This window comes from Pseudomonas sp. Arb-4-2C, from assembly GCF_055755015.1.
The window spans coordinates 2,416,495-2,428,810 of record NZ_CM146899.1 but is presented as its reverse complement, the minus strand read 5'-3'; the positions used below and the strand labels follow the sequence as shown (position 1 = coordinate 2,428,810).

The window sequence follows — 12,316 nt, the reverse complement described above, 5'->3', positions numbered from 1 at the left end:
TCCGCCGATAGTTGGCTCGATGGGCCAAAGAGTCAATCACGCTTGCGGCTGATGACTGGTCACACAGTGAATCCCGCCGCCGCCGGCAGCAATCGCATCGATGTTCAGCAGCTCGACTTTGCGCTCCGGGTATAGCTTCGACAGCAGCTCGTAAGCCTTCTGATCGGCCGCCTTGTCACCGAATTCCGGGGCGATAATCGCACCGTTAATCACGAAGTAGTTGATGTAACCGGCGGCGAAATCCGGGTTGTTCTTGCTGAATTTGCTCTTGCGTGGATTGAGCGGCGGCGAAACGGTGTGGATCTGTAGCGGCCGGCCGTCAGCGTCGGTGGCCTTCTTGAGAATCTCCAGGTGCGCCAACGTGACCTGGTGATCGTAGGATTGCGGGTCGGTATCGAGGTTGGCGATGACCACGCCGGGCTTGATGAACCGCGCGTAGAAATCGACGTGGGCGTCGGTGATGTCCTTGCCCTTGATCCCCGGCAGCCAGATGATTTTGCGCAAGCCCAGCCGCGCCTTCAGTTCGGCCTCGACGTCAGCCTTGCTCCAGCCCGGATTGCGGTTGCTGTTGATCCAGCTGCTTTCGGTCATGATCCCGGTGCCGTGACCGTCGACTTCGATGCCGCCGCCCTCGCCCACCAGCTCGCTGCGCAGGTAAGTCGCTTGCGCATCATGGGCCACTGTCGCGGCGATTTTCGCATCCTTGCTGTGCTGCTGTTTGTCGCCCCAACCATTGAAGTTGAAGTCCACCGCACCGAGACCGCCCTTGTCGTCGATGACGAAGTTGGCGCCGATGTCACGCATCCAGATGTCGTCGAGCGCCGCAGTCACGTAAGTGACATTGCTCGTGCCGCAATACTCTTCGGCCAGGCTGCGCTCGCCTTTGCGACAGAACACCGTCACCGGCTCATACCGGGCAATGGCGCGGGCGATGCGGCCCAGCGCGGCCTGCACGTCAGCGGTGAAGTCTTCCCAGATCGCGTCCTGCGCACCGAACGCGATGAACGCGCGTTCGTGCTGGTCGCCCTCGTCCGGCATGAACCAATCCGGCGCGCTGGCTGCCAGCAGTTTGCCCGGCGACAGGCCAAGGCCCATGAACGCGGCGCTGACACCGGCGGCGACCGATACTTGTTTGATGAACTCACGACGAGTCGACATGTTGGCTTTCCTGAAAAATGGCCGGCGACCAGGCGCCGGCGGTTGCGTCACGGGGTGGCGGTTTTGAACTTTGTCCAGGTACGCATGCGGGCGCGCATGTCGGCCTGGGGAATGTCCTTGCCCGGGATCAATCGAGCATAGGTCGCGTCGTCGAGGTAGATGTCCGGGTTGTCGCGCATGGCGGCATCGACACTGGCTCGCGCCTTGGCGTTGGAGGTCGGGTAGCCGGTGAAGTTACTGATCGCGGCCATGTTCTGCGGGCGCATCACGAAGTTGATGAATGCGTAGGCGTACTCCGGGTGTTTGGCATCGACCGGAATCGCCATGGTGTCCATCCACACCGTAGTACCCTCGCGGGGAATGCGGTACTGGAATTTCGTGATCTTGCCAGCGCTGTCCGAGGTGCGTTGAGCCTGGGTCATGTCGCCGCTGTAACCCAGCGACAGGCACAGGTTGCCGTTGACCAGATCGGTCACCGGCTGCGACTGGAACTTGCGAATGTACGGGCGCAGTTTCATCAGCAAGTCACTGGCCGCCGCCAGATCTGCCGGTTTGGCGCTGCGCGGGTCGCGTCCCAGATAATTGAGCACCACTGCCAGCACCTCATCCGGCGAGTCGATCATCGAGATCCCGCAATCAGCAAATTTCGCCGCCAGTTCCGGTTTGAACAGCAGATCCAGGCTGTTGACCGGCGCATCGGCCATACGCTGCTGGATCTGCGCGGCGTTATACGTCAGGCCGATGGTGCCCCAAGTGTAGGGCACGGTGGCCTGGCTGGAATGTTCGTAATGGCTGCGCAATTTCTGCAGGCCGGGTTCGATGTCGGCCAGTGCTGTGAGCTTCGATTGATCCAGCGGCATCAGGCTGCCGGCACGCATCAGGCGCTCGGCCACGGTGTCACCGGGGAAGATCAGATCGTAGCCGCTGCCACCGGAGAGCATCTTGGCTTCGAGGGTTTCGCTGCCGTCCATGACGTCGTAGATCACCTTGATCCCGGTTTCGACGGTGAACCGGCTCAGGGTGTCTTCGGCAAAATAATCGGCCCAGTTGTACAGCCGCAGGGTTTTGTCCTCGGCATGCAGCGACGGGATCACGCAAGTCAGCGCCAGACCCAGCGCGCCGAGCAGTCGTTTGTGGTGCGTAGCCATGTTCAAACCCCTTGAGTATTCCAGCGTGCATGCAGGTGGCGACCGTCATGACTGAGCAGTGCGCCATACATGTCCGGCCGGCGATCACGGTAGATGCCCCAGCTCAGGCGCTCCTCGCGCATGGCGTCGAGATCGAGGCTGCGCACCAGCACGCCGGTGCTGTCGCGGTCGGCCTCGGCGAGCAACTTGCCCTTGTGGTCGCTGATGAACGACGAGCCGTAGAAGCGCATGTGCAGCGCCGGATCGGTGGTCGCGACCTCGCCCCCGACACGGTTGGAAGCCACCACCGGCAACAGATTGGCGGCCGCATGACCACGCATGGTCATCTGCCAGTGGTCGCGAGAATCCAGCGCCGCACAGCCAGGCTCAGAGCCGATGGCGGTGGGAAACAGCAGCACTTCAGCGCCCATCAACGCCAGACAACGCGCCGTTTCGGGGAACCACTGATCCCAGCAGATGCCCACGCCGAGGCGGCCGAACGCGGTGTCCCAGACTTTGAAGCCGCTGTCGCCGGGGCTGAAATATTCCTTCTCCTGATAACCAATGGCGTTGGGGATGTGGGTCTTGCGATACACCCCCGACAGGCGCCCGTCGGCATCGGCGACAGTCAGCGAATTGAAATACGCATTGCCGGCCTTCTCGAACCAGCTCAACGGCAGCACCACGCCCAGCTCTTTCGCCAGTGCGGCGAAGCGCTGGAGCATGCGGCTGTCGCGAAACTCCTCGGCCAGCGCCAAGTGTTTGTGGCTTTGCTCGATGCAGAAGTACGGCGTGGCGAACAGCTCCTGCAACAGGATTACCTGCGCGCCCTTCGCGGCCGCCTCGCGAACCAGTTGCTCGGCCTGATCGAGGTTGTGCTGCAGGTCCCAGGTGCACGGCATTTGGGTAGTGGCGATGGTCAGATGGCTCATCGATCAACCCTCCAGCGGCCAGGCAGGTTGCTGCTGGGTGATGCAATGCACGCCCCCGCCGCCATGGGCCAGGTGATTGATGCGCACCGGTACCACTTCACGTCCGGGGAACGCCTGTTCGAGTACTTTGGCAGCGACCTGGTCAGCCTCGATGCCGTAGGCCGGCATGATGATCGCGCCGTTGGCGATGTAGAAATTGGTGTACGAGGCACAGAACACTTCGGCTTCAGCGTCCACCGCTTCGCTGGCTTCGTAGAGTTCGATCAGCTCGAATTTACGGCCTTGTGCATCGGTCGCCAGCTCCAGTGCGCGGCGATTCTCGCGCGCCACTTCGGCGTACACCGAGTTCTGGTCGTGGGTCGCATCCACCAACAACACGCCGGGCCGGGCGAACGCACACACGCCATCGACGTGGCCGTCAGTCATGTCGCCTGTGACGTAATCCGGATCGCCCGGCAACCAGATGGTTTTCTTCACCCCCAGCAAGCGGCTGAAAATCTCTTCCATCTCGGCCTTGCCGATGCCCGGGTTGCGATTGGGGTTGAGCAGCACCGACTCGGTGGTGATCAGCGTGCCCTCGCCGTCAACGTGAATCGCCCCACCCTCGTTACTCAGCGGCGTGCCGAAGCATTCCAGGCCAAGATGATTGAGTGCGCGGCGTGCCAGGCTTTCGTCCAGATCGTGCGCCGACTTACCGCCCCACGCATTGAAGCGCCAGCTCACACCCGCCAGCCCTTGCTGCGGATGGCAAATGAAGCTCGGGCCGGAGTCGCGGCACCAACTGTCATTGACCGCCAGCGGGAGCAATTCGATGTTCGGCCCGCACAGTGCCTTGGCACTGGCGATGGCTGACGGATCGACCACCAGTTTCACCGGCTCGAAACGGGCGATGGCATTGGCCACCCGGGCGAAGTCTTCCTGCACCTGCGCCAGGGTCACGCGCCAACCCGACTCCCACAAGGCCTGGTTATGCGGCCAGACCATCCATGTGGCGGCGTGGGTGACCCATTCCGCCGGCATCATCCAGGCGCTGTTTTTATTGTCATTGTGCTGCATGATAAGCCTCGTTAGTTAAGCCAATGTGTTCACGACGACCATGCTACGGACGCATAAACAGGCAAACAAACGATGGATTTAGCGGATAACTGATTAGAGGAACTTATCGATATGCTCAAACACTGGCCGCCACTCAGCTCCCTGCGCGGCTTTGAAGCCGCTGCCCGCCTTGGCAGTTTTCACAAGGCCGCTGAAGAGTTGAGCCTCACTCAATCTGCGATCAGCCAGCAGATCCGCAGCCTCGAGGCGTACCTCGAACAACCGCTGTTCTTTCGCAGCGGGCGCAGCGTGGCGCTGACCGACGCCGGCCACGATCTGCTCAGCACCACGCAGGCGATGCTCCAGCAATTGGCGGTTGGCATCCGTCGCCTCGGGCAATATCAGAAGCCCAATCAACTGGTGCTCAACACCACACCGGCATTCGCCCGACACTGGTTGTTGCCGCGTCTGGCGGATTTTCGCGCTCGGCATCCAGAGGTGGATCTGTGGATCTACAGCACCGATGAAGTGCCGGACATGGCCACACAAACCATCGATATTGCCGTGCGTGACGACATCAGTTCCCAGGCCGAATGCAGTTTCAAGGTGCTGCACGCCGACCGCCTCTACCCGGCCTGTCATCCGAACGTATTGGCGCAACCCGCTGCGCAGCGCACCACGTTGCACGGCGAACGGGAAATGGACTGGAGCCATTGGGCGGTCGAGGCCGGGATCGACGTCGGGCAGCAGGATCAGGGGCTGAATTTCTCCGATCCGGGCCTGCTGCTGGATGCTGCGTGTTCCGGCCTGGGGATTGCGCTGGTCAGTCAGTTGCTCAGCCGTCAGGCGCAGGCCAGCGGGCTGTTGCAGCCGCTGGTTGAGCAAACCATTCGCGGCCCGAACTGGGCGCTGCTGACCCACCGCGACAGCGAGAACGACCCGATGGCGCGATGCTTCAGCGAGTGGTTGTTTAGAGAAATGACGCAAGCCCCATCTTGAAGCACCGCTTTCCTGAAACTTCAGCGTTTACGCTTGCAACCGCTTGCCGGGTTCAAGGACGATGGTGGCCAACCGCCTCAATTCAGTGTTATGGATGACAACGTATGAAAATTTTCCACTTTGACGGACCAAGCTGGGCCTTTCTGACCCCCGAACAAATGTACGGTGAACAGGGAAAGCTTCGTCTGGCTCACAAACACTATCAAGATGCCAACATCTACTTTCTCTCGATCATGAACGTCTGTCGGTTCAACCCGAAGAAGACCAGAGTTACTCTAAATGGCGACCTTCAGTGTGAAGTGGAAATCGGCGACCCCGAAAACAGGACATTCCGCTATTTGCAGTGCTCCTTCCCCTTGGTCGATATGCTGCACTCTCTGCCTGGATTCTTGAGCAAGTTTCCCGAGCGGGACACGTTCCTCCGATACCTTCTACTGGAGCGCTACCTTCCCCAAAAAAAGGTCAAGCGACAGCTTTATCTGGCGACGATACGCGCGCATGCCAAGAAATGGCTCAGTGAACGCTTTGCGCTGAAAATCCTGCTTGGCATTTATTCCCGGGAAGTCGAATTCGATCACGACACACGTTACGAGATAAAAATCTTCGATCCTTTTTGGGATGCCGTCACAGACGATAAAAAAGCCATTGATTCGAGGAAAAACCATCCTGACTTTCACGCCTTGAACAATGCCATGTGGGACACCACAAAAACCGAAAAGGTGGATTACAGCCTGTTACCCGGGGCCGAAGGCCGGGCAAACCGCCGGCTGACCATTGATCAGATTGCCAACCACTTTGATCTTGATGTGGGCAATCAGCGCATCGCCTACATCGGAAAAACGGAGCAAGAGCCATTTGATAGGCTGTTTCCCCATACCAGGCTGAACGAGCTGAATAGCGAACTCGCCAGAAACGAATATGAGTCGCTCATCATTCACTTGCTTGGGTTCAGGATGCGAGGCCTCGATCTCACTTCGAACAAAGAGTTGAAAACGCTTACAAAGTCCGAAGCGATCACCATTACCGAAGCGGAACTGATCAATTACTTTAAACCGTTGAAAAACGTCGATTACGTCAAGAATGACGGGAAACCCAAGTGGGAGCACATCAAGCTTCTGCTGAACAAAAAATACAAAAGCATCCGGGGACTGTTGGAGATTGATGGGCGCTACGCGAAGTTCTATACAGCGCAGGTGGGTGATCAGAAGCTCAATAAGCATGAAATAGATGTCGATCTGAGTGCCTATCGACCCGTCTCGAAAACGGGTGCAGCCAAGTCCTGAGTTCTTCCATCTTGGTCATTCAAGAAGCAGAACCGCCGACACTGCCAGCGTGGGAAAAGGCTGACAGCGAATCAGGAAGATACACTTCTCCCGCAGGCCAACCATGTCGACTCTGGCGCATACGCCTGCGGCTGCGTATAACCTCGCCGTTTCGTCTAACCTGATTGAGCGCCCGGCCGCGACACCGCGTCCCGCGGCGCTTAGAATGCGACGCTCATGAAACGGAGATTTCCATGCTCAAACGCACCCTCGCACTGACCGCTGGCCTGGCCCTGACTTTTTCCACTCTGGTGGCGCATGCCGCCGATGTGCTGCGGGTCAGCGCGATTCCCGATGAAGCCCCGACCGAATTGCTGCGCAAGTTCGAGCCGCTGGGGGCTTATCTGGAGCAGCAGTTGGGCATGAAAGTGCAGTTCGTCCCCGTGGCCGACTACCCGGCAGTGGTCGAAGCACTGGCAACCGATCGTCTCGACATGGCCTGGCTGGGCGGTTTCACCTTTGTTCAGGCGCGCCTGAAGACGGACGCCACCACTCCGGTGATCCCACTGGTGCAGCGCGAGCAGGATGCGCAGTTCACCAGCAAGTTCATCACCGCCGACCCGAACGTGAAGAGCCTCGCCGACCTCAAGGGCAAAACCTTTGCCTTCGGCTCGGTGTCGTCCACCTCCGGCAGTCTGATGCCGCGTTACTTCATGCTGAAGAACGACAACATCAAACCTGAAGCCTATTTCAGTCGCGTCGCCTACTCCGGCGCCCACGACGCCACGGTTGCCTGGGTCCAGGCCGGCAAGGTCGACGCCGGTGTATTGAACGCCAGCGTCTGGCAGAAACTGGTGGACGCCGGCAAGGTCGATACCAGCAAGGTTCATGTGTTCGCCACCACCCCGGCCTACTTCGATTACAACTGGACTGTGCGCGGCACGCTCGACCCGGCACTGGCGGCGAAGATCAAAAAAGCCTTCCTGGACCTCGACCCGGCCAATCCGGAGCAGAAGAAGATTCTTGATCTTCAGGCAGCCAGCCGTTTCATCGACACCAAGCCCGAGAACTACAAGGGCATCGAGGAAGCTGCTCGCGCCGCCGATCTGTTGAAATGACCCTGAGCCTCAAACAAGGCCGCCTGCACCACGCCAACGGGGTCGACGCGCTACGCGGCGTCGACCTGCAGATTGGCGCCGGTGAACAGGTGGCGATCATCGGCCCGTCCGGGGCCGGCAAGTCGAGTCTGTTGAACCTGCTGGCCACGGCTTTGCGTCCCAGCAGCGGCGAAATCGAGATCCTGGGCGAACGTCCCTGGCACCTTTCCACTCACCAACGCCAACGCTTGCGTGCGCGCATCGGTCTGGTCCATCAGGCACCACCGCTGCCGCCGCGCCAACGCGTGGTGACGGCGGTGCTGGCCGGCAAGCTCGGGCAATGGAGCCTGGGCAAGAGCCTGTTGAATCTGCTGCATCCGCTGGACATTGCCGGTGCCCGTGCGGCACTCGCACGGCTGGATCTGGACGACAAGCTGTTCGCTCACTGCCAGCAATTGTCTGGCGGCCAATTGCAGCGTGTGGGCATTGCTCGGGTGCTGTATCAGGCACCGGACATTCTGCTGGCGGACGAACCCGTCTCCGCAATGGACCCGGTACTGGCCGGGCACACCCTGTCGATCCTCTCGCAACATGCCCGGGCGCATCACGTCACGCTGGTGGCGAGCCTGCACGCGGTGGAACTGGCGCTGGCGCATTTTCCGCGCATCATCGGTTTGCGCGACGGCCAGATCCTGTTCGACAGCCCTGCCGAACAGGTCAGCCGCGACATGCTCGACACGCTCTACGCCAACGAACAATTACAAAGCCCGACGACGCCGAGTGCGCCGCTGATCGTGCAGATCCCGCGATGCTGAAGGTCGATACACGAGACCCGGCGACCGCGCCGCGACTGCTGCTGACCTTGCTGGCGATCGTCTTGTTGTGGCCGGGCATCCAGCTCAGCGAACTGGATCTGGGGGTGCTGCTGCACACCGACAGCCAGACCGAAATGGGCCGTTTCATCGCGGGCTTCTGGCCGCCGGCGCACGACGCCGATTTCCTCCAACTTCTGTTCAAAGCCACCCTGCAAACCCTGGCCATCGCCACCGCCGGTATGGCGTTGGCTTTGCTGCTGGCGGTGCCGGCCAGTTTGCTTGCCAGCCGTGCGCTGTCGCTGTCTGCAGCCTCACGGAGTGGTGTTCCAAGCCGGGCCGGGCGCTTGCTGCGCTGGCCGGTGCGCGGGCTGCTGATCTTCCTGCGCAGCGTGCCGGAAATCGTCTGGGCGCTGCTGTTCGTGCGCGCCGTGGGCCTCGGCCCGGCGGCGGGTGTGCTGGCGATCGCCATCACCTACAGCGGCATGCTCGGCAAGGTTTATGCGGAAATTTTCGAGTCCACCGATCAGCGTCCGGCGCATGCCTTGATGCAGGCCGGCAGCGGGCGGCTCGCAGGTTTTGCTTACGGGATTCTGCCAAATGTCGCGGCGGAGCTGCTGTCGTACACGGTCTATCGCTGGGAGTGCGCGATTCGGGCGTCGGTGGTGATGGGGTTTGTCGGTGCCGGTGGCCTGGGGCAGCAGATCGACCTGTCGCTGCGCATGTTCGCCAGTGGTGAAGTGGCGAGCATGTTGCTGACCTTCCTGATCCTGGTGCTCGGCGCCGATCAACTCAGCCGCCTGCTGCGCTGGAGGCTGACATGAATCGCCTGATCAATCTGTTGCTGATCGTCGGCATTGGTGTCGCGGTTATCGCCTCATTCGGTTATCTCGAACTCGACCTCGGTGAACTGGCCAGCAGCACCAGCCTCAAGCAGATGGGCGCCTACGCGCAGCGTTTTCTCAGCCCGGATATGAGCGCCACGCACTTGCAGGCGATCCTCAAAGGGGCAATGGAAACCCTCGCCATGTCGGCCCTCGGCACCCTGCTCGCGGCGGTGTTCGGCATCCTGCTCGCGCTACCCGCTGCCGGGCGTTTCGGCTGGCCGCTGCAAAGCGCCTCGCGCCTGTTGCTCAACGGTCTGCGGGCAATTCCGGAACTGGTGTGGGCGGCGCTGATGGTGCTCGCCGCCGGCCTCGGCCCGAACGCCGGCACCCTGGCGCTGGCCCTGCACACCACCGGCGTACTCGGCCGGTTGTTCGCCGAAGCGCTGGGAAACACCCCACCCGAACCGGCCGAAGCGATCCGCTTGCAGGGCGGCAACCCGGTGCTCGCCTTCTGCTACGGCACCCTGCCCAACCTCGCCCCGCAGTTACTCGCCTATTGCCTGTACCGCTGGGAAAACAACATCCGCATGGCCAGCGTGCTGGGCTTCGTCGGCGCCGGCGGGCTGGGGCAGATGCTGTATGTCAGCCTGAGCCTGTTTCAGGAAGCGCAGGCGAGCACGGTGATTCTGGCGATGCTGATTCTGGTGCTGGGCGTGGATTCGCTGAGTGCCTGGAGCCGGCAGCGTTGGGTCAAGGCCTGACTATTACAATGCTCGTCAGAATTTGTACTGCTAACATTGCTGCCTGTTTCGGATAGTCATGCCCGTTCATGGACGCTCAAGGTTCAACATGCAAGCGCACAGAAACATTAGTACTAGCAATCAGCTCTGCCCTGGATGCAACTTTAATTTCCCCAATCTATCGATCACAGTAGACGGATCGGAGGGTGCCCTTTGAGACTCGGTAACATTCGCCTGAAAAACTACCGAGGTTTCGAAAAATTTAATCTCAAATTACACCCCGATCTGACAGTCATTGTGGGTGTGAACGGTTGCGGCAAAACGACGTTGATGAGCGCTTTGAGGCTGCTACTTTGGTCCTATGTTCGCAACTATGGGAACGATGTCAGACCAGGATCACCACCTCGAATCGACATCGACGATGTACATCGCATCCAGACTGCAAACGGTGTCATTGCGTTGCAGTTTCCGTGCTCGGTTGAAGGGAAGTTTGTCTTTCCTGAAGACTGGGACTCGGACGCCTTTGATGAGGATGACGAGGACGATCTCTTTGAGAGTCTTTCTCTCAATAAAACTGGCTGTGCGCTAAAGACTGAAAAAGCCAGACTTCAATGGTTACGCGGTAGTTTTGTCGACGTGCGTGCAGCCGAAAAGGCAATGGATGCTGTATCTGAAGATCTTGATCTTCTTTTGGGAGAAAATGTACGGGCTACTGATCTACCGGTTATCGCCTGTTACGGAACAAATCGCCTTTGGAAAAGAAGTGCAGGTCTTAAAGCAACTAGTCGTTCTACTCTCAGATTTGTGGGATACGACGGTGCAACGAGCGTTAAATCGAGCTTCATGAGGTTCGAATGGTTCGTTATGTTTCTATTTTCTTCAGCGAACAGTGGATTACTTAATCGTGAGTCAATTGCTCTACTGTGGAAGGGGGTGGGTAATGCGATCTGCACCGTCACTGGCTGGCAGGTTCAACTCCCGAAGCCTGGCGAAAAGGATCTGCTTTTCAAGCATGGCTCCGAGGAGCTGAAGCTCTCTCAACTGGGCGATGGTGTTCGCTGCATGATTGAACTGGTCGGTGATCTTGCCTGCCGCTGCGCGCTGTTGAATTACTATTATAAAAAAGACGCCGTGAAGAAAACCTCTGGCGTTGTGCTTATTGACGAGATCGATATGCACCTGCACCCCGGATGGCAACAAACAATCCTGAAGCAACTGCAGGACGCCTTCCCAAAAATACAGTTCATTGTCACGACGCACAGTCCTCAAGTACTAAGTACGGTGCGCCGGGAAAACATTCGGGTAGTCGACCGCAATGCCGATGGTCAAATCGTGGCAAGTGAACCCCTTGTCCACACTTATGGCGAATCTAGCGGTGACGTACTGCAAAGTGTAATGGAGGTGGATCCACTGCCGCCCGTACCAGAGAAAACCGACCTGAAGCGACTCACCGCACTCGTTGACCAAGGGTTCCATGAAGCCCCTGAAAGTGTTCTGTTAATGGAGCAATTGATTGCCACGTTGGGTGAATTGCACCCACAACTGCTTAGGCTCAAACGGGACATTCAGCGACAAAAGGCGCTGAGCAGATGAAATATATCCGTGAGCGGGTAAACGCGGAAAAATACCTGAAAAAAGAACCACCTCAGACATCTCGACATGCATCACTCAAATGGAACTATTTCAAGCACAGACAGAAAATTTTGAACATCATGCTCTCCGAGCAATGCTTTCTGTGCTGCTACAGCGAATTACGCGCTGATCAGTATCAACTGGGATATCACATTGAGCATCTAGAGAACAAAAGCCAGAGCCCTCAGCGTACTTTCGACAGTAGCAATATAGCGGCGAGCGCCTTACGCAGCGACGAGATCGGTTCCTTTAAAGCAGCTCAGCCTGTCAAACATCCCAAGATGATATTCGGTGGTCATGCTCCTAAAAAACAGAAAGCTGTCGACATGCAACGTTTTGTTTCACCTCGCCAGGCTGATTGCGCTCGCTATTTCTGGTATCTACCGGACGGAAGCGTCGTTCCTGCTGAAGGGTTGAATCAAAAAGATAAAGACTGTGCGCTATACACCATCGATGTGCTCAACCTGGACAGCCCCTTCTTACGCACAGAACGACGGAAATGGAGACATGAATTGAATGAGTTCTATGAAAAATACAAAAACGATGAGAGCGCTCTTCAACGTCTCGCCAGCAATGAACTACTACCTCAAAATGGGAAACTCAGTTCCTTTTTCAGCCTGACCCGGCAGTTCTACAAACGTATTGCGGAAGACATACTTCAAAAGGGAAGCGACTGAACCCCTTAGATCCCCGGC

General features: G+C 58.6%; 12 protein-coding genes. 8 read left to right on the top strand and 4 right to left on the bottom strand.

The window, feature by feature from the left end:
* Positions 1–36: 36 nt before the first annotated feature.
* The 4 genes from AC0J41_RS10805 to AC0J41_RS10790 are packed head-to-tail and all read right to left on the bottom strand — an operon-like array spanning position 37 to position 4,273.
* Entirely contained in the window at positions 37–1,158 is a 1,122-nt protein-coding gene (locus AC0J41_RS10805; protein WP_473015516.1) for an agmatine deiminase family protein, read from the bottom strand.
* A gap of 47 nt (positions 1,159–1,205) precedes the next feature.
* Positions 1,206–2,306 (bottom strand): extracellular solute-binding protein, encoded by a 1,101-nt coding sequence (locus AC0J41_RS10800; RefSeq protein ID WP_473015515.1) that lies wholly within the window; start codon positions 2,304–2,306, stop codon positions 1,206–1,208.
* A gap of 2 nt (positions 2,307–2,308) precedes the next feature.
* Positions 2,309–3,217 (bottom strand): N-carbamoylputrescine amidase, encoded by a 909-nt coding sequence (aguB, locus tag AC0J41_RS10795; protein WP_473015514.1) that lies wholly within the window; start codon positions 3,215–3,217, stop codon positions 2,309–2,311.
* Between the two features lie 3 nt (positions 3,218–3,220).
* Positions 3,221–4,273: an agmatine deiminase family protein gene (locus AC0J41_RS10790; RefSeq protein ID WP_473015513.1), complete on the bottom strand. Its 1,053-nt coding sequence runs from the start codon at positions 4,271–4,273 to the stop codon at positions 3,221–3,223.
* A 111-nt stretch (positions 4,274–4,384) separates the two neighbouring features.
* On the opposite strand from AC0J41_RS10790, the gene AC0J41_RS10785 reads away from it, so the two are divergent.
* The 8 genes from AC0J41_RS10785 to AC0J41_RS10750 all read left to right on the top strand — a co-directional run bounded on the left by AC0J41_RS10785 (position 4,385) and on the right by AC0J41_RS10750 (position 12,298).
* On the top strand, positions 4,385–5,251 hold the full coding sequence (locus tag AC0J41_RS10785; RefSeq protein WP_473015512.1) for a LysR substrate-binding domain-containing protein: 867 nt from the start codon (positions 4,385–4,387) through the stop codon (positions 5,249–5,251).
* Positions 5,252–5,355: 104 nt separating this feature from the next.
* Positions 5,356–6,534 carry a hypothetical protein gene (locus tag AC0J41_RS10780; protein ID WP_473015511.1) on the top strand — a complete coding sequence of 393 codons (1,179 nt, stop codon included), beginning with the start codon at positions 5,356–5,358 and terminating at the stop codon, positions 6,532–6,534.
* 233 nt (positions 6,535–6,767) lie between these two features.
* Positions 6,768–7,631: a putative selenate ABC transporter substrate-binding protein gene (locus tag AC0J41_RS10775; RefSeq protein ID WP_025113493.1), complete on the top strand. Its 864-nt coding sequence runs from the start codon at positions 6,768–6,770 to the stop codon at positions 7,629–7,631.
* Positions 7,628–8,425, top strand: a complete 798-nt coding sequence (locus AC0J41_RS10770; RefSeq protein WP_473015510.1) for a phosphonate ABC transporter ATP-binding protein — start codon at positions 7,628–7,630, stop codon at positions 8,423–8,425. Before AC0J41_RS10775 ends, AC0J41_RS10770 begins: the two co-directional genes overlap by 4 nt.
* The gene (locus AC0J41_RS10765; protein ID WP_473015509.1) at positions 8,419–9,246 is read left to right on the top strand and encodes a PhnE/PtxC family ABC transporter permease; all 828 of its coding nucleotides are present in this window, start codon (positions 8,419–8,421) and stop codon (positions 9,244–9,246) included. Before AC0J41_RS10770 ends, AC0J41_RS10765 begins: the two co-directional genes overlap by 7 nt.
* The gene (phnE, locus tag AC0J41_RS10760) at positions 9,243–10,010 is read left to right on the top strand and encodes a phosphonate ABC transporter, permease protein PhnE (protein ID WP_473015508.1); all 768 of its coding nucleotides are present in this window, start codon (positions 9,243–9,245) and stop codon (positions 10,008–10,010) included. The genes AC0J41_RS10765 and phnE overlap by 4 nt, the downstream gene beginning before the upstream one ends.
* Before the next feature lie 192 nt (positions 10,011–10,202).
* Complete coding sequence (locus tag AC0J41_RS10755) at positions 10,203–11,582, top strand: AAA family ATPase (RefSeq protein ID WP_473015506.1); 1,380 nt, start codon at positions 10,203–10,205, stop codon at positions 11,580–11,582.
* A complete protein-coding gene (locus AC0J41_RS10750) occupies positions 11,579–12,298 on the top strand; it encodes a retron system putative HNH endonuclease (protein WP_424800214.1) in 720 nt (239 codons plus the stop codon). Before AC0J41_RS10755 ends, AC0J41_RS10750 begins: the two co-directional genes overlap by 4 nt.
* Positions 12,299–12,316: the final 18 nt, after the last annotated feature.